This is a genomic window from Saccharothrix sp. NRRL B-16348, assembly GCF_001280085.1.
Lineage (GTDB): Bacteria > Actinomycetota > Actinomycetes > Mycobacteriales > Pseudonocardiaceae > Actinosynnema.
On sequence record NZ_LGED01000113.1, the window covers coordinates 129074 to 154041 of the forward strand.

The window sequence follows — 24968 nt, forward strand, 5'->3', positions numbered from 1 at the left end:
CGGATGCCGCACGTGCGCCCGAAGGTGCAGGTGCGGCATCCGTTGGCACCGGGACTACGCGCGGTGGGGACGGCTCAGAGGTGCCGCCTTCGGCGCCTCCACCGTCGGGGCCGTCAGCCGGCTCCGGGTGGACGGTGCCGAGGACGACGTGGGCGACGGCTCGTAGTAGAAGGTGCCCACGACGTCCACCAGGAGGTGGGTCCGGCCGCTGTTGTTGTAGACGTGGAACCCGTAGTCCGGACCGATCATGGTCTGCACGGCGTTGGGCACGATCGCCCCGGCGGCCGGGTTCAGGTTGGACGTGTTGGGCCGGCCCACCCCGGTGTAGCCCGCGGGCCACACCGTCAGGTAGGTGGACGCGGTCGGCTCGACGGCGGTCACGTTGGTGGCCAGCGCCCACGTCTCGGTGCCCGCGAGGTGGTCGGGCGTGACGACGGTCGCGGTGGTGGCCGGGGCGAGCGCGGCCGGCCAGCCCAGGCCCGTGCGGGTGTCGGCGATCCGGTCGGGCACGACGGGCTCGAAGCGCAGCCCGCCGGACAGCGAGCTGTCGTCGTAGAAGCCGACGATGTCCACGACGACGTGGGTGTCCTGGCTGGTGTACACGCCGATGGACGGGTCGCCCGTGCCGCTGCCGCACTCGGCGCAGGGCCGGCTGGGCACCACCGCGAAGTTCGTCACGGTGCTGCCGGCCGCGTAGTTCAGCGTCGACGTGTTCGGCAGGCCGGGGCCGTAGCCGTTCCACGCGGTGAGGAAGCCGGGGGCGCGCGTGTCGGTGGCGGTGATGTTGACCGCGAACGCGCGGATCCTCGGGTTGACCGAGGGGTCGTCCCACGACGCCGTCACGTTGAAGTAGTAGCCGGCCGGGAGCCGGCCGATGCCCCACTCGCGGGTGTCGGCCAGGCGCACCGGGGTCGTCAGCGGGTGGTACTGCCCGCCCGTGTAGCCGATGCGGCCCTTGGAGTAGTAGCCGTTGATGTCGGCGATGAGGTGCACGGGCGCGCCGTGGTTGTAGAGGTTGACCGCGCCGTCCGCGCCGACCTTCACGGTGACCGAGTTGGCCCCGGTCCACCCCGGCGTGTAGTTCAGCGAGGAGACGGTCGGGCGCGCCACGTCGGTGGGGTAGATGGAGATGTGGCCGGCGCTGCCCGGCTCGGTGACGGTCACGTTGAGCACGACGGTCGACGCGGCGGCGGGCACCCCGCCCTGGCCGGTCACCTGCAGGCGGATCGCCTGGCCCGCGCCGACCTTGACCGGCGGCGCGCCCTGACCGGCGCGGGTGTCCAGCACGCGGTGGGGCGCGAGCGGGTAGTAGGTGCCCTGGTCGGTGTGGTAGCCCTCCAGCGACAGCAGGCGCCTGACGTTGCCCGTGACGGCGTCGTTCGGCAGGGTGAGCTGCGCGGTCTGGGCGCCGATCGCGGTGGCCGTCGGCGTGACGGTCAGCGCGCACTTCTGGCCGTAGGACAGGGTGTTGCCCGAGCAGGTGTTCGCCGTGATCTCGAAGGCGTCCGGGTTCGGGCCCGTCAACGACGCCTCGCCGAAGGTGGTGGGCAGGGTGCCCGTCGCCTCGACCGGCACCTCCAGCGGCGTGCCCGGCTTGCCCCACGGCTGCTGCCCGAACTGCAGGCGGTAGTCCCAGCTGTCGGCGGCCCGGTAGCCGAGGGCGGACTGGAACCGGATCTCGCCCTTGGCGAGCCGGCCGGCGCTGCCGCACCGCATCGAGTAGTCGGCCGCGAACGCGGTGAACTGGCCGGTGGCCTCGTCGTAGGCGACCTCGTGGACGTTGAGCGTGCCCGAGGTCGCCGCGGCCCCTTCGCAACCCTGGCCGTCGCCGCTGATGTTGAACACGGTGATCGAGTCGGAGGTGTAGAAGTTGGTCTGCGTCGGGTACGACCGGCCCGCCTCGAACCGCGTCCCGTTCGGCGGTGACACGTTCAGGTGGTGCCAGTGCCGGTTGCCCTCGGTGAACCCGTGCATCGACAACGCGTACCCGTTGGCGGTCTGCTGGTAGACGTTGAGCGTGTTCCGGGATCTCTCGTAGGTGAAGCTCCCGTCGATGTACCCCCAGCCCTCGAAGTGGGACGTGAAGGCCGTGTACGGCGCGGCGGGCGGCTCCGCGGCGGCCGCGGCGGGCGCTCCGCCGATCAGTGTCGTCGCGACCAGAAGCGCGGCGGCGCAGGCTCCAGCGCCACGGAAAGTGCGCACAAATCCCCCCAAGTCAAAGACCCCCGACAGCAGGAAACCCCCGTGTCCAGCGCAGGATAGGGAACAACACCGACACGGACAATCAACTTCGGCGAAACCCATGGAGCCGGGGCTGAACCCTTTCGCCGTGTCGGTGTCTCTTATAGGCGATGGATACGTCACGAGGGACACGGGCGACGGGTTCGCGCCGTGCGGCGGGGGTGGGACGTGGTTGACCGCGGTTGGGCGAGTGAGCAGCTCATCGAGGCCGCACAAGGCGGTGACCCGGAGTCGCTGGCCGCGGTGGTGCACGGTGCTCATCCGCACGTGCTGCGCTTCGCCGGGCACCTGTGCGCGTCCCCGCAGGACGCCGAGGACGCGGCGCAGGAGGCGTTGATCGTCCTCTACCGCAAGATCGGCACCTTGCGCGCCTCGGCGGCGCTCGCCTCGTGGATGTTCCGGGTCGTCCGGCACGAGTGCCTGCGCCGCGCCCGCCGCCTGTTCGACCGCTACGACGACACCGGTGACGACCCGGTGGCGTCGGCCGAGGACGAAGTGCTCCGGCGGCTGGAAGCCGAGCGCGTCGCGGAGGCGATCGGGGCGTTGCCCGACGTCCAGCGCCGCGTGCTGATCATGCGGGACGTGCTGGGCCACCCGGGGCGGACGGTCGCCGAGGCGCTCGGGCTGAGCACCCCGGCGATGAAGTCCCACCTGCACCGGGCCAGGACCGCGCTCCGGCTCAGCCTGCGTGACGGGGTCGCCCCGCCGCCGGCCGACCCGTCCTGACGTTCTCGCCAACCCCGTCCGAAAGGGAAAATCCCCATGCTCACCACCGGATCGCCCGCACCGCAGATGGTGCTGGAAGACACCACCGGGCAGACCGTCCGCCTGTCCGACTACCAGGGACAGCACGCCGTGCTGGTCTTCTTCGTGCGCTCGACGTCGTGCCCGGTCTGCGCCGCCCACGTCCGGGACCTCGTGGACCGCGCCGACGAACTGGCCGCCGACGACGTCCTCGTCCTCATCGCGGTACCGGAGGACCGGGAGACGGCGGCGGCGTGGAAGGCGAAGCGCCGCATCCCGTTCCCCGTCCTCACCGGCCGCCGCGAGAGCCCGCACGAGATGGTCGGCCTGGGCAAGAAGGTCTTCGGCTCGCTGCAGCAGTCCGGCAGCGTCCTCGTCGACCGCCAGGGGATCGTCCGCCACGCCCACGGCGCGACGATGCCCACCGGCAGCTACGACAAGAAGGGCATCGCCGCGGCCATCGCGTCCCTGCGCACGCCCGCCTGAGCGGTCAGCGGCTCTCCAGGACCGGAACCCGCTCTTCGGCGACCTCCGGGCCGGTCCTGCGCAGCGTCATCATGCCGACCACCGCGAACACGACGACGACCGCGGCGCCGATGACGGCGACGGTGTGCAGGCCGGACGAGAAGGCGTCACGCGCGGTGGCGAGCACACCGTCCGCCAGCGCACCGGGCAGGGCGCCCGCCGCCTGGAGGGCGCCCGCCATGCTGTCCGTCGCCAGGGCGGCGGCCTCGGCGGGCACCTCCGCGGGCACGGCGACCTCGTCGCGGTAGACGGCCGTGCCGACGCTGCCGAACACCGCGATCCCCATCGCGATGCCGAACTCGGCGCTGGTCTCCGACGTCGCCGACGCCGCGCCGGCCTTCTGCGGGGGCACCGAGCTGACCACCATCTCGGTGCACAGCACGCCCTGCGGCCCCATCCCGAAGCTCGCGATCGACATGCCCACCACCACGAACGCCACCCCGGCGGCGCCGGTGGCCTGCGTGAACAGCAGGATCCCGCCCGCCGCGACCAGCATCCCGAACCCGAGCACGAACTCCGGCCGGAACCGCCGCGCCAGCCGCGGCGCGATCAGCGAGCCGACCACCACCGCGCCCGCCTGCGGCACCAGCAGGAGCCCGGCCTGCACCGCCGTCAGCCCGGCGACCATCTGCAGGTACTGGCTGACCAGCAGGAAGACACCGCCCATGGTGAGCGCGCCGACCAGCATGATGCTCACCGCCGCGCTGAACGCCCGCACCCGGAACAGCTTCAGGTCCAGCATCGGGTCGGCCAGCCCGCGCTGGCGGCGGACGAACGCCGCGCCGACCGCCACGCCCGCGACGAGCACGACCGCGTTGACCACCGACACGCCGTCCTTGGCGGTCTCCTTGAGGGCGTAGACGATCGGCAGGATCGCGCCGAGCGACAGCACCACGCTCGCCAGGTCGAGCCGGCCGGCGGCCGTGTCGCGGTACTCCGGCAGCAGCTTCGGCGCGGTGGCCAGCAGCAGGACCATGACCGGCACGGCCATCAGGAACACCGAACCCCACCGGAAGTGCTCCAGCAGCACGCCGCCGACCACCGGCCCGATCACCATGCCGCCCATGAAGCAGCTCATCCACACCGCGATCGCGGTGCCGCGCTGCTTGGGGTCCTGGAACATGTTGCTGATCAGCGCGAGCGTGGACGGCATCAGCGTCGCGCCGGCGACCCCGAGCACGGCCCGTGCCGCGATCAGCATCTCCGGGCTGGTGGTGAACGCGGCCACGACCGACGCCACGCCGAAGGCGGCCCCGCCGGCCATCAGCAGCTTCCGCCGACCGATCCGGTCGCCCAGGGTGCCCATCGTGACCAGGAAGCCGGCGATCATGAAGCCGTAGATGTCGATGATCCACAGCAGTTGGGTGCTGCTCGGCCGCAGGTCCGCGGCCAGGTGCGGGACCGCCAGGTGCAGCACGCTCATGTCCAGCGACAACAGCAGCGTCGGCAGCGCCAGCACCGCCAGCCCCCACCACTCGCGTCGTCCTGCCCTCATCATCGTCTCCCGGGGTCTCGTTCGTGGCCTGTCACCCTTGAGTCGAACGGCGACGGCCCGGATCGACACCGCGGCCGGAAACTTCGAGGAGTCCTGCGCGGGGACTGGACCGATCGCGGTGCCCGGATCTCCTTTGACGCCGCTGACATAGTGAATTGCCGTGGGAGACGATGATGTGAAAGCGATCCGCGACCTGGCCGGGCTCGCCACACCGATGGCGCTGCGCGTGGCGGTGACGCTGGGGTTGCCGGATCGGCTGCACGGCGACGGTTCGCCCGCCGACGACCTGGCGGCCGAACTCGACGTCGACCCGGTGGCGCTCGGGCTCCTGCTGGCCCACCTGGCGACGCTCGGGGTGGTCGAACGCACCTCCACCGGCTACCGGACGAGCGCGTACGGCGAGCACCTCCGCGCCGGCGCCGGCAACGGGCTGGCCTCCTAGGCCTGGACACCGCGGGCGGGCGGGCCGAGCTCGCGTTCGTCGAGCTCGCGCACAGCGTCCGCACCGGCCAGGCGGCCTACCCGCACCGGTACGGCCAGGACTTCTACGCCGACCTGGACGAGCACCCGCGCCTCCGCGAGTCGTTCGACCGGCAGATGGCGCACCGGTTCCGCGCGCAGCTACCGCGGATCGTCGCCGGGTTCGACTGGTCGCGGTTCGCCACCGTCGTGGACGTCGGCGGCGGCCAGGGCGGCTTGCTCGCCGCGGTCCTCACCGCGCACCCGGGGATGCGCGGCCACCTGGTCGACGTCGGACCGACGGCCGACGAGGCCCGACGAACCTTCAGCGCCCACGGCCTCGACGAGCGGGCCGAGGTGACCGCGGGCAGCTTCTTCGACCCGCTCCCGGCCGGCGCGGACGCCTACGTGCTGTTCGACATCCTGCACAACTGGGACGACGAGCACGCGAACCGCATCCTGGCCCGCTGCGTCGAGGCCGCGCACCCCGGCGGGCGGGTGCTGGTCGTCGAAGGGGTCGGCGGGCTGCGGGCGAGCAGCGCGAGCGACCTGGACATGCTGGTGATCTTCGGCGGGCGGGAACGGCGGCTCGACGAGTTCCGCGCGCTCGCCTCGCCGCACGGCCTGGTCCTCGACACCGTGACCGAACTGACCGATCACCGCTGCCTGCTCGAATTCCGCTTCGAGTCCCCGTCAGTGTGAATTCACGACCGAATATTAACAGAACGTGATTACCCCGGTACCGTCTGCACAGGGCGGAAACCAGGGGACGGCATGGGCGTTTTTCGGCGTGATCCACCAGGGCCACGGATCGTTCGCAACGAATTCACCGGGAACGCGCGCACCGTCGTCCAAGCCGACGTGATCAACGGTGACGTGATCAGCCGAGCGCCCTCCGGCTTGGACGGCGCCGCCGACCTCCTGGCGGCCGTGGTGCACCGGCAGTGGGCCGCCGAAGCCGCGGTCCGCTCGCTGCGCCGACCGCAGCCGCTGCGCCTGCGCTGGGCGCCCACCCGCCGGCAGGTCGCCTACCCGGACGCGCCGGTGGTCGCGGGCGGCGACCTCGGCGACCTCGACCGGCTGTTCGCCTCGTCGGCGAACCGGCAGCTGGTGCTCCTCGGCGGGCCCGGCGCGGGCAAGTCCGCGACGACGCTGCTGCTCGCCCTGGACCTGCTCGAACGCCGTGCGCCCGACGGGCCCGTGCCGGTGCTGCTGTCCCCGGCCTCGTGGAACCCGCACAACGAACACCTCGAGGACTGGCTCATCCGGCGGCTGGAGACCGACTACCCGGCGTTGCGCGACCGCAAGGCCTACGGCCGGCACGCGGCCCGCCGCCTGGTCGCCGAACAACGCCTGCTGCCGCTGCTCGACGGGCTGGACGAGCTGCCGCCGGACCTGCTCGTGCCCGCGCTGGAGGGCGTCCACCGCGCGTTCGGCCCCGGCCGGCCGTTGGTCCTGACCTGCCGCGGCGACGAGTACGAAGCCGCGGTGCGCGCCGGTGGCGCGGGGCTGCCCGCCGCCGCGGTGGTCGAACTCGAACCGGTCGCCGCCGACGACGCGATCGAGTTCCTCTCCGCCTCGTTGCCGCAGGTCGTCGAGCGCTGGGCCCCGGTGCTCGACCAGCTGCGCACGACGCGGGACTCGGTGGTCGCGTGGTCGCTGTCGACCCCGCTGACGATCAACCTCGCCCGCGCCGTCTACGGCCGCCCCGACCGCGACCCGGCCGAACTGGTCGATCAGCAGCGGTTCGGCGATCCGGCCGCCCTGGACCGGCACCTGCTCGACTCGCTGGTGACCGCCGTCTACGGCGACCCGCCGACACCACCGCCCCGGCTCGCGCCCCTGCCGTCGGGCGCCGCGCGCTACCCCGCCGACCGCGCCCGCCGCTGGCTGGGCTTCCTGGCCGGCCACGCTGCCTCGAACGCGGCCGGCGACATCGCCTGGTGGCGGCTGCCCCGGCCGCACCTCGTCCTGGCGATCGTCCTCACCGGCCTGCTGTGCTGGGTGGCGACCAGCGAGCACGCCGCCGTCGCGGTCGGCTTCGCGCTGGGTGCCGCGTTCACCTGGCTGATCGGCACGGTGCGCCGCCGGGCGCCGGTGCGTCACCTGCTCCTCGCACCCTTGGTGCTCAGTGTGGCGATCTTCTTCATCACCTACGAGCGCCCCAGCTCCCCCGGCGTGACCGCGGCGGCCGCGGCAGGGCTCGCGCTGCTGGTCGGCGTCGCCCTGTCGGTGCACCGCCCACCGCACCGGACGGGCCTGCGCCTGCGCGGTCGTGGCAGGGCGGTCCTCTCCCGGATGGCCTTCGGCGTGGTGATCACGGTCGCCGCCATGGCCGCGGCGATACCCGCGCACGGGGTCGTCAACAGCCGGGACCTGTGGTCGGCGCCCCTCGCGCTCAGCGTGATGGTGGCCGTGGCCTGGGGCCTCGGCACGTGGCTGACCAGCCCGCCGGACCGGTTCAGCGTCCCCCGGCCGACCAGGTCGCTGCGCGGTGACGTCGCGTCGACCGCCGTGTGGCTGCTCGCGTGGATCGTGGCGTTCCAGCTGCCCGTGGCGTTCGCCATCGTCGTGATGGGCAAGTCCGTCGACGCCTCGCTGCCGGCCATGGCGCTGAGCTTCGGCCTCGGCACCGGCCTCGGCTGCGTGGTCAACAACGCCTCGGTGCTGTACGCGGCCTCACTGGCCTGGTGGGCGTTGCGCGGCAGGCTGCCGTGGCGGCTGATGCGGTTCCTCGACGACGCGCACCGGCGCGGCGTGCTCCGGCAGACGGGCACGGTCTACCAGTTCCGCCACGCCAGCCTCCAGCGGCACCTGGCCGGGTCCGGCTGACGCTTGGTCAGCCCTCCTCGGCCTTGACCACCTTGCCGATCGCGAGGGTGGCCAGGGAGGTCGCGACGGCCTTCACGTTCGCGCCTTCGGTCTGGTTGGAGTGCGCGATGGAGTAGACGACGTTGCGGTAGCGGACGACGACCTCCGCCGACCACTTGACCTTCTCCTGCGACACGAGCTTGGCGTCGTCCGCGCCTTCCACGTTCACCGCGACGCCGTTGCGGACGCGGTCCTCCATGTGCTCCTTCGCCTTGTCCACGCCGGACTGCTTGTGGTTGGCGTGGTAGACGTAGCTGGTCACGATCACGTAGGCGCCGCGGACGTTGTCCTTGGCGAGCCTGCCCGAGTTGTTCCAGTTGCACTGCCCTTGGTCGTGCGCCTGCCCCACACCCGGGTTGGCGCCGCCCGCGCTGTAGTCCATGCGCCCGGGGATGTGCGGCGCGACCTCCGCCTCCTCGAACATCGCGCAGCCGATCGGCGCCTTCTCCAGGTCGTCGGACGTGTCCACGACCGGCTTCGCGTCGGCGGAGGAGTCGTCGAGCCTGGTGTACACGAAGTACCCGCCGGCGCCCAGGCCGAGCACGAGCAGGATGATCACCACCGCGATCACCGCGCCCTTCCCGCCGCGCCGAGGCGGCGGTCCACCCGGTCCACCGGGGAACCCCGGACCCCCTGGACCTCCCGGTCCCCACGGCCCGCCGGGTCCACCCATTCCGCCGGGTCCACCCGGCCCACCCGGTCCCCACTGCTGCGGGTAGGGCTGCCCCGGCTGCGGGAACTGCCCGGGCGGCGGGAACTGGGGTTGCTGCTGCGGGTGGTGCCCCTGCTGAGGGAATTGCTGTGGCGCACCGGGGTGCGTCATCGGACCTCCTCGACAAAGGCCGTCGTGTATCCCATGTGAAATGCCCACCCGCGTTCGTGGCGATTCGTCCCCGGCCAGTCCGCCGACCCGACCGCAGACCGCGTCTACCCCACGAAAGGCGCGGTGCGCAGGCGGAAATCCGCCGGCGGCTTCCGGATCACGACCGTACGCGGGCAGCGGGCGCCGCGGTGTCAGGTGAACACCCTACAAAGGGGTCTCGGTCTGGTTGAGCTCCGCGAGCGTGATCAGCCCGTCGTCGAGCGCCCGGCTCACCAGCTCGCTCTTGGTGCGGGCCGCCCGGCCGGCGTTCGCGTACTTCACCCGCACGCGGGCGATGTGCGTGTCGACCGTCTTCACGGTGATGTTGAGCTTCGCGGCGACGAGGTCCTTGGACGACGACGTGAACCACGCCCGCAGCACCTCCGACTCGCGCGGTGACAGGCGCGGCCGATCGGGGGCGTCGTCGGCGACGAGCGCGCCCGACAGGGACGGCGCGGTGTACGGGATGCCCTGCGCGGTGGCCCTGATCGCCGGGATCAGGTGGTCGAGCCCTTCCCGCTTGGTCAGGTAGGCCAACGCGCCGAGGTCGACGCACTTGAGCGCGGTGGCGGTGTCCGCGTGCTGCGAGTAGACGACGACCCGGCGGCCGTTGTCGACCAGCCTGCGCAGCTCGGCGAAGTCCGGCCGGCCCGGCACCAGCTCCAGGTCGAAGATCACCACGTCGGCGTCGGCGCCCGGTCCGGTCCACACGTCGGCGAGCCGGGCGCCCGCGTCGACCAGGCGGATCGGCGGGACGGCCTGCTCGCACCAGTACCGCACCCCCGCGGTGATGGCCGCGTGGTCGTCCACGATCACCGCCGTGATCACGTCGTCGGCTGCCATGTGGCCTCCACCCAGACCGTTCCACCGTTGCCGAGCACCTCGACCCGCACGCCGGACGTCGCCGGGCTCGGCGGCACGACGTCGTCGCAGTCGGCGACGACGTTGACCGACACCAACCCCTGGTCGCCGATCACCGTGACGCGGGCCCACGACCCGGCCGTGGCGAGCGCGGTGAGCGCGGCGTCGGTCAGGTCGCGCCGGACGGCCACGGGCGGCGTCGGCCACTGGCCGCGTGCCTCCAACTCCACCACGACCCCCTTGCGGTCGGCGACGTCCGCGCAGTGCCGCAGCTCGTGCAGCAACGGGTTCGTCACCACGTCGGTCTCCGCGCACAGCCGCCGCATCCGGGCGGCCTCGATCGCGCTGCGGCGCCGGACCGCCGCGTCCTCGGGGCTGAGCGAGCCGTCCGCGAGCCCTGTCAGCAGCGGGATCGCGCCGGCGGACAGCTCGGCGAACCGCTGCCGCCTGCGCCGGTGGGACTCCGCCGCGACGGCCTCTGCGGTCCGCACCCGTTCGATCTCGTCGCCCGCGGTCGCCGCGGCCGTGGCGAGCCGGTGCAGCACGGACGCCACCACCGCCAGGCACAGCGGGAAGCCGATCACGGTGACCGAGCCCGTGGCGAGCCGGGCCAGGTCACCCTTGTGCACGTCGGAGAACAGGAGCATGTTCGACAGGGCGATCAGCTCGTGCGCCGACAGGAACAGCACCACCGTCCGGAGTGGACGGTCCAGGAGCACGACGAGGCCCACCCAGTTCGCCGCGCCGAACGCCCAGTCGACGGCACTCGCGGTGCGCTCCAGGGGCAGGGTCACGGCGGCCAGCGCGGACGCGGCCAGCACCACGGCGACGGCGAACGGGCGCAGCCTGCCCCACGGCCGCCGCCGGGCGAGCAGCACGGCTTCGCCGGCCAGCACCGCGATCAGCGCGCCGAACGCGGTCAGCTGGGCGAACGGGAGGTCGTGCGATTCCCAGCGCCGCAGCAGGTTGACCAGGCCGAGCACGCCGACCACGACCGCGGTCACGAGCAGGGTCGCGACCCGCAGTCCGAACAGGAGCTGTGCCCGGGTCTGCCCGCCGACGGTGTCACTCACCGGCATCACGCCACTCCAGCCGGACGACGGTGCCCGCGCCGACAGTGGAGGTGACCGTGGCCGTGCCGCCGATGCGGTTCAACCGGCCGTGCACGGATTCTCGCAAGCCGCGCCGGGTCACCGGGACGTCGTCGGGCGAGAAACCCCTGCCGCCGTCGGCGATGTCGAGGTGCAACCGCCGCCCGTCGCCGCCGAGCCGGATGGACGCCTGCGTCGTGCCCGCGTGCCGGCGGACGTTGTTGAGCGCTTCCCGGGTCGCGTCGGCGAACACCGCCGCCACGTCGGACGGCAGCGGCAGCCGGGCGGGCGCGTCGAGTTCGACGTCCAGGTGCACGGCCTCGACCTCCGCGGCCAGCAACCGCACGAGGTCGGTGTGCCGGGACGCGTCGGCGGGCCCGGAGCGCAGCCGGTCGAGGTCGCGGCGCGCCTGCGCCGCCAGCCAGGCGCTGTCCTCGCGCACCTGCCCGCTGCCGACCATCAGCAGCGTCGCGGCGGCGGTGTCGTGCAGCGCCGCCGCGAACTCCCGTTCCTCGGCGCGCACGGCCGCCGCCACCGACGAGTCCCGGTGCGCGCGGGCGGCGTCGGCGGCCATCCGGTCGGCCCGTTCGGCGGCCCGCCGGACCAGCAGCCACGCCGCGCGGGACAACCCGGCCGCCACCAGGATCCACACTTGCGAGATCCACAGGTCTCGGTCCTCCGACCCGGCCGCGGTGACGACGGCCACCAGCCACCCGTCGGCCAGCAGCGCCGCGACGACTCCCGTCCTCAGCGAGGTGTGCCACTGGTACGTCACGCAGGCGAACGTCACGAGGAGCCTGATCCAGCCGATGTTGGTGCGCTCGACGGCGTCGGTCCCGAAGACGCTCAGGCACACGCCGAGCAGCACCACCAGGTCCACCGCGACCGGCAGGCCGCCGTCGGTCCTTTGTAGCCACCACGCGTACCCGCAGGTCCACAGCACGGCGACGCCGACCGCCAGCGCGGTGGCCGGCAGGTGCTCCGGTGTCACGCGCAGCATGGCGATCGCGCCGATGGGCAGCACCGTCGCCAACCGCACCACCGCCGCGTACCGACGGCCGAACCGGCGCAGCAGCAGTTCGGCCTGCCCTGCCATCCCGCACCTCGCCTCGCACTCGCCCCCGGTACTCGTGCCGCGGCGACGTTACCGGCATCCCGGTCCGAATCGGACACCCAGGTGAGGGCTTTCGGCCGACCCGACCGCGACCCGACGTCGATCATCCGGCCCGGTGCGCCCTCGCGGCGGCAGGCGAGGCGGATTTCCGCCGCACGGGCGAGTCGATCGGCAGCCGATCGGCGGTGTTCGCACCTCCGCGTTCAGGTCGCCGTCACGGGCTGGTCGGCAAGCCGTCACCGACTGGCCGTCACGGCGCCTGGTCGTCGGACGGCGGCCGGCCGAGCAGCTTCGCGCCGAGCACCGCGACCTGGAGCGACAACGCCTGGGTGGGGTCGTCGACCGCGTACCCGGTCAGCTCCGCGACCCGCTGGAGGCGGTAGGTCACCGTGCGGACACCCACGTGCAGCTCACGTGCGCAGGCCGCCGCCACCTGCCCGTTCGCGAAGTAGGACGACAGCGTGTCCAGCAGCGGCCCGGCACCGCCCCGTGCCTCGCGAAGGGGGTGGAGGACGACCGACACGAGGTCGGCCAGCGCGGCGCTGTCGCGCAGCAGCACCTGGTAGACCAGCAGGTCGGAGGCCTTGTGCAGGTGTCCGGGCAGGTGCAGCCGCTCGGCGATGTCCAGCGCGTGGACGGCCTGCTCGAACGAGCGAACCACGCCGCCGGGGCCCGAGTGGGCGCGGCCGAGGCCGACCCGCCAGGTGGACTCCGGTCCCAGCGCCGCGGCCACCTGACGCACGAACTCGTCCGGCACGTCGGTCATCGCGTCGGGCGCGACGCAGATGAGCAGGCCCTCCTTGGTGGTGACCAGCACGCCGCGGGAGTCCAGGCGCAGTCCCAGCGCCGTCTCCACGGCCCGCGCCACCTCGCCGCCGTCGACCAGCGGGTGCGCCGAGCGGACGGCGGCCACGACGTTGCTGCCGGCCAGCCGGAGCCCGAACCGCTCCGCCCGTTCGGCCAGCTGCCCGAGGTTGCGCCCGTCGAGCAGGTCGTCGACGAACTCGCGGCGGAACGACTCCTCCTGGCGCACCGACCAGCGCTGCGCGTCCTCGTAACCCTCGGCGATCGCCGTGACGGCCGCGTCGGCGGCCTTGAACACCGCTTCGCCCGCGGCGCGGACGGCGTCGGCGCCGGTCGCCCGCCGCACACCGGTCAACGACCGCCAGGCCAGCCAGGTGGCGCTCAGGTGCAGGTCGATCACCCCGTGCAGGGTGACGCCGCGGGCCGCCGCCCGCGCACCGACCTCGCGGCGGACCCGGAGCTGGTCGGGCCGCAACTGCCGCCCCGTCGCGCTGACCTCGTCCAGTTCTTCCAGGTACCCCTGGAGGAGGTCGGCGGGTACGCCGTGCGCGTCACGGCTCGCCGTGTCCGCCACCCCGGCCAGGGGGTCGGCCCCGTGCTCGGGCGTGGAAGCCGCCCGCCTGGTTCGTGCCATGCGGACGAGTCTGGCAACCGCCGGGACGCCGTGATCGACGCGCCCCGGTCCGGCACGCGGTGGGTGAACCTTGCGTTCAGCTTGCGATCCCCACGCGCACCGGCGACGTGAGGCAGGATCGCGTTGTCATGGACTTCTCAGTGCTGCTGGTCGAGGACGACGAGCACATCAGGCAGGCCCTCGGCCTGGCCCTCGCCGACGAGGGTTTCGCCGTCACCGACGCGGTCTCGGGCGAGGAGGCGCTGGAGCTGCTCGCCGCCGCGGAGCCCGACGTGGTGCTGCTGGACCTGATGCTGCCCGGCGTGGACGGCCTGGAGGTCTGCCGCACCCTGCGTGCCCGCGGCGACCTGCCGATCATCATCGTCACCGCCCGCGCCGACGCCGCCGACGTCATCGCCGGGCTCGAAGCGGGCGCCGACGACTACGTGACGAAACCGCTCGTCGCCAGCGTCCTCGCCGCCCGCATCCGGGCGTTGTTGCGCCGGCGCGGCGGCGGGCGGCAGGACGAGGTGCTCCAGGTAGGGCCGCTGGAGATCCGCCCGGACGTCGGCACGGTCCACCGGGCGGGCGTCGAGGCGCACCTCACCCGCACCGAGTTCCGGCTGCTGGTCGAACTGGCCTCGGCGGGCGGGCGGATCGTCACCCGCGAACAGCTCCTGCAACGGGTCTGGGGCTACGACTACTTCGGCGACACCCGGCTGCTCGACGTCCACATCCGCCGGCTGCGCCGCAAGGTCGAGACCAACCCCGACGAGCCCGCGCTCGTGCTGACCGTGCGCGGCACGGGCTACCGGCTCGACGTCGACGCGTGACGCCAGGTCGTCGCCCGGCGGGCATCGGCGCAGGTGGGCGGTTGTGGTTGGCCGGGCGGCGTCGTATCGTTGAGGTGTCCAGCCGCCACCACGCGTAGCGCAGGGCGACGAAATCGGGTTGAGCAGAAGCTCGGTTGTTGGTTCTCGTACCAACCGAGGAGTGCCCCGTGGGCGATACCCGCGCCGAAACCACACCCGTGACGATCACCCGTACCGACGACCACGACGGCCTGGCCGTGGTGGCGGTGGCCGGTGAGATCGACATGGCCTGCGAACAACCGGTCCGAGCGGCCATCGCCGCACAGCTGGACCGAAGGCCCGACGGCCTCGTCCTCGACCTCGCCGACGTCGACTTCTTCGGCTCGGCGGGCATCCAACTGGTGGTCGACGCGATCGCGCGCGCGGAACGCCTCGGCGTGCCGTTGGCGGTGGCGACCGACCGGCGCACCGTCCTGCGGCCCCTGGAGATCACCCTCGTGAGCGAGGCGGTCGACGTCCACCCCACCCTGGGCGACGCGCTCACGGCACTGCGGGCCGACGTGCCGACGCGGCGGGTGGCGAGCCGGTAGTCCGCGGCCCGCACCGGGCGGTGAGCCAGAACGCGGCGTGCGGACGACGGGGTGGCCCGGCTAGGTTCGACCCGGGCAGTCCCGTGCGGCGCTCCGCCGTGCCCGCGCGAGGTCCGGCGTTCGCGCGGTGGGACTGGCCGCAGGCGGTGTGCGCGGGTCCCGTGGTGCACCTCACCGGTGACGACGAGGACGGGTTGTTGGACGGGCGGCGTCGAGATCTGCTGGCGCGGATGGTCGCGGAGTGCGCGACCGAGCCGAGCCGCGGCGACTGGGCGCGGGCGGTGTGCACGGTGTGCGTCCGCGCGGTGCCCCGTGTGGACGGAGCGGCGTTGACGTTGCGCAGCGCCTCGCGGGCGCAGGAGATGCTGGGCGCCAGCGACCCGTGGGCGGCCCGGCTGGAGGAGATCCAGTACACCCTCGGCGAGGGGCCGGCGGTGGAGGCGTTCACCGACGGCGGCCCGGTGCTCGTCGCGGACGTGCACGTCGACCAGGTGCGGTGGCCGGGGTTCGCCGAGGCGGGCGCGGCGGCGGGCGTCGCGGCGGTGTTCGCGTTCCCGTTGCAGGTCGGCGGCATCCGGCTGGGCACCCTGGACCTCTACCGGCGCCGCCCGGGCGGCCTGTCCGTCGACGCGGTGGCCGACGCCGTGGTGCTGGCCGACGTGGTCACGCTGGCCCTGCTCCAGCACGCCGAGCGGTCGGACGAGGACGAGTTGCGCCGGGTGATCTCCTACCAGGACGTGAACATGGCGACCGGGATGCTGGCGGCGCAGCTGCGGATCAGCCTGGAGGACGCGTTCGCCAGGCTGCGGGCGCACGCGTTCGCCACCGGGCGGTCGGTGCTGGAGGTCTCCGGCGACGTGCTGGCCCGCCGCATCTCGTTGGATCGGCTCGCCGAATGACCGGCCGGCGTGACCGCGTCGAGGGCCCGGGACCGTATGCTGCGGGTGTGCCAGGCGTCCAGGACCAGATCGCCGTCGCGTTGAGCGAGATCACGACGGGACTGGCCGACGGCCGCGACACCGACTCGGTGCTGGGCATGGTCACCGCGGCGTGCACGCGCCTGCTGGCCGCGTCCGCGACGGGTGTGCTGCTGGCCGATCCGCGCGGCGGGATCAGGGTCGTGTCGGCGTCCGACGAGCGGGCGCGGTTCGTCGAGCTGATGCAGGCCCAGTCGGACGAGGGCCCGTGCGTGGAGTGCATCCGCGACGGCACGGCCGTCAGCTCCGCCGACCTGACCGACGAGTCGAACCGCTGGCCGTTGTTCGCCCCGGCCGCGGTGCGCGCGGGTTACCGGTCGGTGCAGGCGGTGCCGATGCGGTTGGACGGCCGGGTCGTCGGCGGGCTGAACGTGCTCTACACGCGTCCCGGGGCGTGGGTGGCGTGGCAGGACCGGCTGGGTCGCGTCCTCGCCGACCTCGCCGTGCTGGGCCTGTCCCAGGAGGGCGACGTGCGGCGGGTCGACCGGCTGGCCGAGCGCACCCTGACCGCCTTGAACGACCGGGTCCAACTGGCGCACGCCATCGGCATGGTCGCCGGCGCGCGTGCCATCGACACGGAACACGCCAGGACCGCGATCCTCGCCCACGCCCGCCTGCACGACCGCCCGGTCCGCGACATCGCCCGCGCGGTGACCGACGGTTCACTGGACCCGGCAACCCTGGCCCTGCCCGCACCGGACCACCAAGCCGACCACTAGCCGACCACCACGGTCCCGGACCACTCGCCGATTGCCCGACTCCGGACCGGCCCGCGAGTCCAACCGCGCCACCGCCCCGGCCAGGCCTGCCAACCGCAACCGGATCTGCGGGCCGACGACACGCCACCAGGCCCGGTCCAGCCCGGTCCAGCGCAGCCCGACCCGACCCAACCCAACCGACTGACCGACTGACCGACCGACCGATCGACCGATCGACCGATCGACCGCAGCCCAGCCCCACCCAGCTCAGCCCGACCCAGCGCGGCCTGGTCCCAGCCCGCAGACCGTCAGCCGCCCCAGTCCGGATCCGCACGCCGATCGGCCGTGGCCTCCACCTCGGCCGCCACCCGGGCCACCTCGGCGTCACGCTGGACGTCGCCGTCGCACGCGCCGAACCGCTCCCCCGCCTGCCCGACCGTGCCGCCGTCCCACCCGCGAACCGCGCCGATCGCCTCGTGCAACGCCGCCCGGCGGGCCACCGAGCCCGCGATCCGCCGCGCCGTCGCGACGTGGGCGGCGAGCAGGCGCGCGGACGTGGTCATGCGTCCAGCGTGCGCCCCCGTCCGGGAGAACGCCAGGTCAGTCGCCGGTCAGGATCTCCTCGATGAACCGCTCGGCGAAGTCGCGGAGCTTGACGTTCGCCCGCTGCGACCGGTCGACCAGCATCGCGAACGCCTCGTCCGCGGACACCCGGTGCACGGCCATCACGACGCCTTTCGCCTGGTCGATGACGGCTCGCGAGGTCAGCGCGTGACGCAGTTGCACCGCCTGCGCACGGGCCCGCAGGTAGCGGCGGGCGTTGCGCAGCGCCGCCTCCGCCGCGGTGGTGTACAGCTCGAGCAGCGCCGCGTCGAGCGCCCGGAAGGCGTCCGGCCGCTCGCTGTAGAGGTTGAGCGAACCGGGCGCGTCCTCGTCGACGCACAACGGCGCCGACAGGTACCCGGCGATGCCGAACCCCGCCGCCAGCCGGCCGAACGACGGCCACCGGTACGGCAGCTCGGCCGGCACGGCGTGCACGACCTGCCCGGTCCGGGCGGCCTGCAGGCACGGCCCTTCGGCGACGAGGTACTGCGCGAAGTCCACGTCCAGCGCCGCCTGCCCGGTCGCCGCACCGGTCACCGGCTCGCCGTCGGACAGCAGCGTCACGCTCACCTGGTCCGCGCCCGGGATCGCGTGCGCCACCTGTCTGCAGATCCGGTCGAGGATTACCGACAGGTCCTCCTCCTGCTCCAACAGCTCGGACAGCCCTTCCAACGCGCCGGTCACGTCGTCCAGCCGCCGCACCAACCCCTCGGCGACGTGGTCGCCCGCCACAACCCGCTGCCCGCCGCCCATCGCCATCCGCCTCCTGTCCGCACCAGCCAACACCCGCGGTCCGAGGCGTGCCATCGCAACCGCGAACCGTCACCCGTTATCGTGCCCACTTTGAAACGTTGTCACACTTGACACGGCACGGAACGCGTGCGTTGCGGCTCAGGCGGGGAACAGCGACAGGACCCGACCGGGGTCCGCGCCGGGCTCCACGACGGCGTCGAAGCTGTACGTGTCGTCGCACAGGATCACCGTCTGGTCGGCCGGCACGAGCCGCCGGTACCACGCCACGAACTCCGCGACCGGCCGCACCTGCCCGTCGAGGTAGAGGCACTGGCCCGACTCGTGCGCCGTCCCCTCGACTTCGGAGATCGCGTCCCCGTGGCTCCAGGCGACGTCGCGGGCCGGGTCTCCCCGACCGTCCTCCTCGATCACGCTCGCCGGCCAGTCCCGGCGCAGCGCCTCGACGAGGGCGTCCCTGCCGAGCGACCAGTCGTCGCCTTCGACGAGCGCCAGATACGTCATCTCCCCTACCTGACCACCACTTCGCCCGGGATGTTGAACTTGGTCATCAGACCTTCGAAGTACGGTACCGCCGCCGCTTCGTTCGTGATGACCCGAAGTCGCTCGAACGGCGTGCTGGGATCGTTGATCACGTCACCGTATCGGCTGAACTCGCCTTCGATCTTCGCGTTGATGAGGCCGCGGATCTTGTCCGGCAGCCCCGAGTTGGGGATGAACGGGCTGCGCCCCGGGTTGCCGATGAACTTGGCGTCCAGGATGGTGCTCAACCCCTCCACGCCGTCCGCCCACACCTGCGAACCGCCGCCGACGCACAGCTGCTCGCAGTTGCCGGTGTGCGCGACCTGGTACGCCTGGCTGGGACCGGAGCCGACGGCGGGCCGGGTCTTCTCGACGCTGGGCCGGAGCGGACCTTCGCCGCAGTTGTGGACGAGGACCGACACCGCGCCCGCGACGACGTAGTACGCGGAGATGCCGTCGACGGAGAGGTCGTGGGTCCGCCGGTCGGCCCGGTGCGCCTCGACCGCGCCGAGCTGGACGAACGTGCCCGCCGACGTGCGGAGCAGCTCGCCCGGCCGCAACCGCCCGGCCTCCACCCACTGCTCCCGGGTGACCGACCAGACCTGGTGGTGCTCGGTGGCGGTGATGGTGTGCCGCGCGCCGTCGTCACCGGTGACGGTCAGCGTGACGTGCCGCTTGTCGTGGTCGGTCCGGATGGCGCGGGTGACCTGCCGGTCCTCGCCGCGCCCGGTCTTCGGCTCGGTCGTCCGGACCCGGTCGCCCGGCCGGACCTGCTCGATGGGCTTGGTCGTGCCGTCGGCCAGCAGCACGCGGGTGCCCGCCGGGAAGCTGTTGCAGCCCTCCTTCGCGGGCTTCTTCTTGGTGGCCGCCTTGGCTTTGGCCGCTATCGCCTTGGCACGTTCGGCGGCCTGTGCGGCGGCCTTGCGCGCCGCTTCCTCGGCCAACGCGCGGGCCTTGGCGGCCTTCTCCGCCGCTGCCTTGGCGGCGGCCGCGGCGGCGGCCTTGGCGGCTTCCGCGGCCTTCTCCGCGCCCTGGATGATGGCGCGGGCCCACTTCAGCTCCTGGAAGAAGGTGATGACCGCCTTGCCGGCGCGGAAGATGGCCTCGGCGATCTTCTTGGCCTTGAAGATCTTGCCCCAGGGCAGGGCGCCGATGACCATGGAGACGCAGGCGCCGATGTCGCCCTTGAGGCAGTTGACGATGTCGTTGATCCCCAGGAACTCCATGAGGATCTGGCCGCCGGCCTCGAGGATGACGTCGACCAGGCTCTTGCTCTGGAGCTGCTGCGCCTTGGCCACGTCCTCCGGGCTCGGGCCGGTCGGCTCCGTGGCGCCGTTCTCGGACGGCGAGCCGCTGCCGCCGCCCGCGTCCACGACCGCACCGGTGGGGTCGGTGTAGGAGATCGGGTTGTTCTCGGCGTAGGCGTACGCGGAGACGGCGGCGCCGGGCTGCGGCATGGGGTCGGTGCTCGTGAAGCGCCCGGTGTCGGGGTTGTAGTTGCGGGCGCGCAGGTAGTAGTTGCCCTCGCCCGACGTCGAGTCCTGGTACGCGCCGGTGTACCGCAGCGGGTTGGCGGGCCCGGACGGGTCGCCCGGCGTGAGCGTGTCGCCCTCGCGCGGGTTGCCGAACGGGTCGTAGTCGTAGCCCGCCTCGGGCACGCCGGCGGGGCTGAGCATGTTCGCCACGCCGCCCAGCCAGTCGTGCGTGTACGGGTGGGCGCCGGTGGCGGGGTCGAGCAGGGCCAACGGCTCGTCGTCCGGCCCGAAGGCGAAGCCCCGGCGTTCGGTGACCGCGCCGGCCGCGTTGCTGGTGGTGTCCAGGGCGATCTGCGGCAGGGTGCCGTTGACGTCCCAGGTCCAGCGCTGGGTGGTGGCGGCCTGGCCGGTGCCGGAGGTGGCGCTCAGGCGCAGGCCTGCGGCGTCGTAGGCGAACGACGTGGTGCGCCCGCCGGTGGTGGCGGTGGCCAGGGTGTTGTCCAGGTTGTAGGCGAAGGTGTCCCGGCCGGCCTTGGTCTGGTTGCCGTTGAGGTCGTAGTCGAACTCGGTGACGCTGCCGTGCCCGGTGGCCTCGCCGTCGGGCGCGTTGGCGGCGTCGGCGCGGTGCCCGCTGACGATGCGCTTGCGGAGCTGGTCGGCGGCGTCGTAGTGGTAGCGGGTGGTGTCGCTGCCGGCGGTGCCGGTGCGCTTCTGGGTGAGGCGGTTGCCGACCAGGTCGTAGCTGTAGTCGATGCGCCCGGCGTTGGCGGCGTGCGGGTCGCAGCTGGTGGCGGCGTAGCAGGCGGAGGTGACGCGGTCGGCCGGGTCGTAGGCGTAGGCCACGGCCTCCGACACCCCGCCACGGGTCGTGGTGACCTTGATCGGGTTGCCGACCGGGTCCAGGTCGAGCTGGTAGGCGGAGATCGGGTCCTGCACGTTCGGCGGCGGGCCGGCGCCCGGCGTGCGGTCGGTGCCGATGGACGTCAGGCGGCCGGCGTCGTCGTAGGCGCGCCGTTCCACCAGGCCGGTGACCGGGGGCAGGGTGGTGCTGGTGCGGCGGCCCGCGATGTCGTGGCCGAACCGCCAGGTGCCCGCGTCCGCGCCCGCGCTGCCGCCGCTGACGGTCAGTTCGGACAGGCGGCTGTCGGCGTCGTAGCCGCTGGTGACGCGGGTGCCGTCGGGGTAGGCGCGGGTGGTGATGTTGCCGCGCACGTCGTAGTCGTAGTCGAACGTCTCGCTGCGCCCGGCCGCCTCCTCGCGGGTGACGCGGGTGATCTGGTCCTCGTCGTCGTAGGACACCTTGCGCACGCCCAGCGGGTCGCCATAGGAGGTGATGCGGTCCTTGGCGTCGTAGCCCCACGTGTACTTCGGCCCGCTGTCGCCCAGGGCTCGTTCGGTGCGGCGGCCGACGATGTCGTAGGTGTCGACGATGGTGCGCCTGGCGCGTTCGGCGTCGCTGATCCACTCGTGCTCGCCGCGGGTGAGGGCGGCGACGAGGTTGTTCTCCACGTCGTAGGTGGCCTCGACGCGGCGGCCCAGCGGGTCGGTGGTGTGCGTCGGTCGTCCGGCCCGGTCGTAGTCGATGCGCCGGACGTGGTGGTTCGGGTCGCGGATCGCCGCCAGCAGGCCGTCCGCGTGGTAGCTGTAGACGGTGGCGCCGAGGTGCGGCGCGTGCGGGTGGAACCGGGCGTCGGGACCGTGGACGCTGTCGAGCTGGTTGTCCTCGCGGTACCGGTAGCGGGTGGTGTGGTCGTTGGCGTCGGTGACCGAGGTGAGGCGGTTGTTGGCGTCGTAGGCCGAGACCGTGGTGTGGTCCAGCGGGTCGGTCACCTTGGTGCGGTTGCCCGCCAGGTCGTACTCGAAGTGCGTGGTGAACCGCTCCCGGTCGGCGCCCTCGACGTTGCCGCGCGGCTCGGTGGTGCGCAGCAGCAGGCCGTCGTCGCTGTACTCCCACGTGGTGACGCCGCCGGTGGCGTTCTCCTGGCGGATCTTGTTGCCGGCCTCGTCGTAGGTCGACTTCGTGGTGTTGCGACCGGCGTCGGTGGCGGAGGTCTGGCGGCCGTTGCGGTCGAAGCCCATGGACAGGCTGCGGCCGAGGCTGTCGGTGGTGCCGGTGACGTGCCCGGTGTTGTCCCGCTGGAACGTGGACGGCTTGTTGAACTCGTCCACTGTGGACGTGGTGCGGTCCAGCTCGTCGACCTTGATGTCCTTGTGCACGACCTGGCCGCCGGGGTACGGGCGGGAGATGCGCACGAGGTTGTCGTTGGCGTCGTAGCGGTAGGTGGTGGTGAAGTCGGCCGGGTTGGCGCCGGACACGTTGCCGCGCGGCGAGATCACCTCGTGCAGCAGGCCCTTGGCGTTGTACCGGTAGGCGGTGACGACGTCCTGCTCGCCGCGGCCCATCTCGACCCGGACCGACGCGCGCCGGCCGGCGGCGGTGTAGGTGATCGAGGTGGTCTTGCGCGGATCGGTGACCTTCTCCAGCCGACCGTTCTCGAGGTAGTGGTACTCGACCTTCACGTGCTCCGGGTTCACCGTCCGGCTGATCCGGCCGACCTCGTCGTAGTCCGTGCGCCACGAGTGGTGCTTGCCCGGTTCGGACACCTCGACCACGCGGTCCTGCGCGTCGAAGCGGTACTCGGTGGTGAACGCCCGCCGGTCGGCACCGCGCACCGTCCCGCGCGGGTCGGTCGACGCGACCCGGCGGCCGGTGGCGTCGTACTCGGCCTCCGTGCGCCGCCCTTCCGGCGAGATGACGGCCGCGAGCAGCCCGGAGTTCGGCCGACCGACCGGGATGTGCTCGAAGCGGGTCACCTTGCCGCGCTGGTCGGTCCTGCTGGTCCGCAGGCCGCGCTCGTCGTAGGTGTAGCTGATCGAGTGGTTCTCCGCGTCGGTGCTGCGGACCAGCTCGTTGAACTCGTTGTAGGTGTTCTTCCAGACGTTGCCCTTGGCGTCGGTGAACTCGATCGGGTTGTCGCGCTCGTCGTACTTGGTCTTCTCGTCGAAGCCCTGGGGCGCGGCGCGGCGGATCGTGTTGCCGTTGGCGTCGTGCTGCGTCTCGTGCTGGTTGTGGTTGCCGTTGACCAGCAGGTTGCGGTTGAGCGAGCCGTCGTAGCGGTGGTTGTCCGTGTCGCCCGCGCCGCGCCTGCTGTGCAGCAGCACGTTGCCGCGGTAGCCGTCGATGACCACGACGCCGTCCGCGTCCGTGGTCCTCGCCTCCTGCTCGGCGGCGTTCCAGGCGAACGCGGTGGCGTTGCCGACGGCGTCGAGCTGGCGCGCCATCCGCCCGGACGCGTCGTACTCGTTGCGCACCAACGCGGTCCGGTGCGGTTGCGGGTCGCGCACCTCGGTCAGCCGGCCCTCGGCCGAGTAGCCGTAGCGCCACTGGCCGCCGCGCGCGTCGTGGTAGACCGCCAACCGGCCGGCCTCGTCGTACTCGTACCGGACCTTGCGGTGGTCGGGCAGCGTGATCGCGCGGACCAGGCCGTCGACGACCCGCGCCCGCGCCACGCGGCCGGACGCGTCGGTGACGGCGATCTCGGTGTCGGTGTGCGCCAGCGACACCCCGATCCCGCGCGGCGTGCGGATCGACACCAGGCGGCCCTGGCCGTCGAAGCCGTAGACCAGCTTGCCCAGCGTGACCAGTTCCCAGCCGCCGTCGGTCTTGCGCAGCGTGGAGCGGACACCGGACGGCCGCTGGTAGGCGCCGTCGACCAGCCGGTACCGCACCTGGGCACCGTCGTCGGCCAGCACCATCGCGCCGCCGTCGACGGGTGTCACGCGCATCCCGTAGGTCCACGCCCAGCCCGGCCCGAACAGCCCGGGCTGGTTCAACGTCGAGGAGTACACCCTGGTGGAGGTGAACGGCACCCCGAACGACGCCATCGTCAGGTCGGGCTCGATCCGGGTGAACGCGCCGGTCGCCGTGTTCACCCCGTCGCCGCGGAACGCCTGCCGCGCGCCGGTCGTGCTCAACGCCGTGCCGCAGCCGCAGCCGGACGCCTGCTCGACCGGGATCGGCGGCGGCTCGACCGTCGTGCGCGGACGCGTGGTGGGCCCCGGCTCGGACACCAGCTCGCCGCCCTCGTCCAGGATGGCCGCCAGCGTGACGAAGTACTCCTTGCCCGGGTCGAGCACCCACCCCTCACGGCCGCCGAACGAGCGGCAGAACTGCCGTACCGCGCCGCACGGGACCTGCAACTCCGACCGCGGCAGCACCGTCGAGGCCTGCTCGGCGCCCGTCGCCGTCTCGAACACCCGCGCCCGCCACGACGACCACGCCCGACCGTCGTCGCGCACGTCGAAGTAGGCGACCAGGGAGGTGTCGCCCACGACGAACCCCGGCCTGGTCAGGACGCCGGCGAACACCTCCTCGGCCCCCGCCGCGCCCTGGCCGGGCTTGCGCACCGCGGCCCAGTCCGAGGCGGACAACCTCCTCGGCTCGCCGTCGGCCCGCACACCCGCGGGCACGGCCGGTGGCCACTTCTCCGGCGGCAAGGCCTCGTCCGGGCGCGCCGACGCGGGCGCGGGCCGGTCCACCGGTCCCGCTCCCGCCGTCACGCCGGGTGGCGCTCCCGCCGCGCGCGCCCACGTGACCGGCTGCACCAGGCTCGACGCCAACAACACCACGCACACCGACGCGAGCCGGCGAGCCCGGCTGCCCCAGGCCACATCCCGTCCGGCCACCGTTTCCCCCCAACGCCAGAAACAGATCACTGCGCGAAATCGCGGGCAGCACAAAGCCGCCCCACCGGATCGGAAACAGCACCAGGCGCGTGCCATTGGCTCGCCGGACCCGAATTTCCCCTGCACCGAGACGATTGCCGAGCCGGCGTCGCGACGGTTCCGTGCCATTGAAGCG

Annotated in this window: 20 protein-coding genes; 9 read left to right on the plus strand and 11 right to left on the minus strand. The window is 72.9% G+C overall.

What is annotated here, in order from left to right; translation table 11 throughout:
- Window positions 1–54: 54 nt before the first annotated feature.
- The gene (locus tag ADK67_RS12130; protein ID WP_053716501.1) at window positions 55–2202 is read right to left on the minus strand and encodes a hypothetical protein; all 2148 of its coding nucleotides are present in this window, start codon (window positions 2200–2202) and stop codon (window positions 55–57) included.
- Window positions 2203–2409: 207 nt separating this feature from the next.
- On the opposite strand from ADK67_RS12130, the gene ADK67_RS12135 reads away from it, so the two are divergent.
- Complete coding sequence (locus tag ADK67_RS12135) at window positions 2410–2967, plus strand: RNA polymerase sigma factor (protein WP_053716588.1); 558 nt, start codon at window positions 2410–2412, stop codon at window positions 2965–2967.
- Between the two features lie 36 nt (window positions 2968–3003).
- Window positions 3004–3471 carry a peroxiredoxin family protein gene (locus ADK67_RS12140; RefSeq protein ID WP_053716502.1) on the plus strand — a complete coding sequence of 156 codons (468 nt, stop codon included), beginning with the start codon at window positions 3004–3006 and terminating at the stop codon, window positions 3469–3471.
- A 4-nt stretch (window positions 3472–3475) separates the two neighbouring features.
- Here ADK67_RS12140 and ADK67_RS12145 read toward each other — a convergent pair whose 3' ends face one another.
- Entirely contained in the window at window positions 3476–5005 is a 1530-nt protein-coding gene (locus ADK67_RS12145; RefSeq protein WP_053716589.1) for an MFS transporter, read from the minus strand.
- 160 nt (window positions 5006–5165) lie between these two features.
- On the opposite strand from ADK67_RS12145, the gene ADK67_RS55055 reads away from it, so the two are divergent.
- The 3 genes from ADK67_RS55055 (at window position 5166) to ADK67_RS12155 (ending at window position 8296) form a co-directional block, all read left to right on the plus strand.
- Window positions 5166–5447 carry a methyltransferase family protein gene (locus ADK67_RS55055; RefSeq protein ID WP_331459279.1) on the plus strand — a complete coding sequence of 94 codons (282 nt, stop codon included), beginning with the start codon at window positions 5166–5168 and terminating at the stop codon, window positions 5445–5447.
- Window positions 5448–5449: 2 nt separating this feature from the next.
- The gene (locus tag ADK67_RS12150; RefSeq protein ID WP_331459281.1) at window positions 5450–6166 is read left to right on the plus strand and encodes a methyltransferase; all 717 of its coding nucleotides are present in this window, start codon (window positions 5450–5452) and stop codon (window positions 6164–6166) included.
- Window positions 6167–6340: 174 nt separating this feature from the next.
- Window positions 6341–8296: a hypothetical protein gene (locus tag ADK67_RS12155; protein ID WP_157620186.1), complete on the plus strand. Its 1956-nt coding sequence runs from the start codon at window positions 6341–6343 to the stop codon at window positions 8294–8296.
- Between the two features lie 7 nt (window positions 8297–8303).
- Here the strand turns inward: ADK67_RS12155 and ADK67_RS12160 are convergent, their stop codons facing one another.
- The 5 genes from ADK67_RS12160 to ADK67_RS12180 form a co-directional block, all read right to left on the minus strand.
- Window positions 8304–8906 (minus strand): hypothetical protein, encoded by a 603-nt coding sequence (locus ADK67_RS12160; protein ID WP_053716504.1) that lies wholly within the window; start codon window positions 8904–8906, stop codon window positions 8304–8306.
- 456 nt (window positions 8907–9362) lie between these two features.
- A complete protein-coding gene (locus ADK67_RS12165) occupies window positions 9363–10040 on the minus strand; it encodes a response regulator (RefSeq protein ID WP_053716505.1) in 678 nt (225 codons plus the stop codon).
- A complete protein-coding gene (locus tag ADK67_RS12170; protein ID WP_157620192.1) occupies window positions 10022–11131 on the minus strand; it encodes a hypothetical protein in 1110 nt (369 codons plus the stop codon). The genes ADK67_RS12165 and ADK67_RS12170 overlap by 19 nt, the downstream gene beginning before the upstream one ends.
- Window positions 11124–12245: a sensor histidine kinase gene (locus ADK67_RS12175; protein WP_053716507.1), complete on the minus strand. Its 1122-nt coding sequence runs from the start codon at window positions 12243–12245 to the stop codon at window positions 11124–11126. The genes ADK67_RS12170 and ADK67_RS12175 overlap by 8 nt, the downstream gene beginning before the upstream one ends.
- A gap of 268 nt (window positions 12246–12513) precedes the next feature.
- Window positions 12514–13701, minus strand: a complete 1188-nt coding sequence (locus tag ADK67_RS12180) for a PucR family transcriptional regulator (RefSeq protein WP_082403406.1) — start codon at window positions 13699–13701, stop codon at window positions 12514–12516.
- 128 nt (window positions 13702–13829) lie between these two features.
- Between ADK67_RS12180 and ADK67_RS12185 the strand changes: the two genes are divergently transcribed.
- The 4 genes from ADK67_RS12185 (at window position 13830) to ADK67_RS12200 (ending at window position 16778) form a co-directional block, all read left to right on the plus strand.
- The gene (locus tag ADK67_RS12185) at window positions 13830–14513 is read left to right on the plus strand and encodes a response regulator transcription factor (protein WP_053716509.1); all 684 of its coding nucleotides are present in this window, start codon (window positions 13830–13832) and stop codon (window positions 14511–14513) included.
- 167 nt (window positions 14514–14680) lie between these two features.
- Window positions 14681–15082, plus strand: coding sequence for an STAS domain-containing protein (locus tag ADK67_RS12190; protein WP_053716510.1), 402 nt, complete (start codon window positions 14681–14683; stop codon window positions 15080–15082).
- Window positions 15083–15165: 83 nt separating this feature from the next.
- Window positions 15166–15981 (plus strand): GAF and ANTAR domain-containing protein, encoded by an 816-nt coding sequence (locus ADK67_RS12195; RefSeq protein ID WP_231648145.1) that lies wholly within the window; start codon window positions 15166–15168, stop codon window positions 15979–15981.
- 47 nt (window positions 15982–16028) lie between these two features.
- Window positions 16029–16778 (plus strand): GAF domain-containing protein, encoded by a 750-nt coding sequence (locus ADK67_RS12200; RefSeq protein WP_053716511.1) that lies wholly within the window; start codon window positions 16029–16031, stop codon window positions 16776–16778.
- A 287-nt stretch (window positions 16779–17065) separates the two neighbouring features.
- Here ADK67_RS12200 and ADK67_RS12205 read toward each other — a convergent pair whose 3' ends face one another.
- The 4 genes from ADK67_RS12205 to ADK67_RS54580 form a co-directional block, all read right to left on the minus strand.
- Window positions 17066–17320 carry a hypothetical protein gene (locus ADK67_RS12205; protein ID WP_053716512.1) on the minus strand — a complete coding sequence of 85 codons (255 nt, stop codon included), beginning with the start codon at window positions 17318–17320 and terminating at the stop codon, window positions 17066–17068.
- Between the two features lie 37 nt (window positions 17321–17357).
- Window positions 17358–18119, minus strand: a complete 762-nt coding sequence (locus tag ADK67_RS12210; protein WP_231648146.1) for a GAF and ANTAR domain-containing protein — start codon at window positions 18117–18119, stop codon at window positions 17358–17360.
- A 132-nt stretch (window positions 18120–18251) separates the two neighbouring features.
- Window positions 18252–18614 (minus strand): hypothetical protein, encoded by a 363-nt coding sequence (locus ADK67_RS12215; RefSeq protein WP_053716513.1) that lies wholly within the window; start codon window positions 18612–18614, stop codon window positions 18252–18254.
- 5 nt (window positions 18615–18619) lie between these two features.
- Window positions 18620–24793 (minus strand): RHS repeat-associated core domain-containing protein, encoded by a 6174-nt coding sequence (locus tag ADK67_RS54580; RefSeq protein ID WP_197289409.1) that lies wholly within the window; start codon window positions 24791–24793, stop codon window positions 18620–18622.
- Between the last annotated feature and the right edge of the window lie 175 nt (window positions 24794–24968).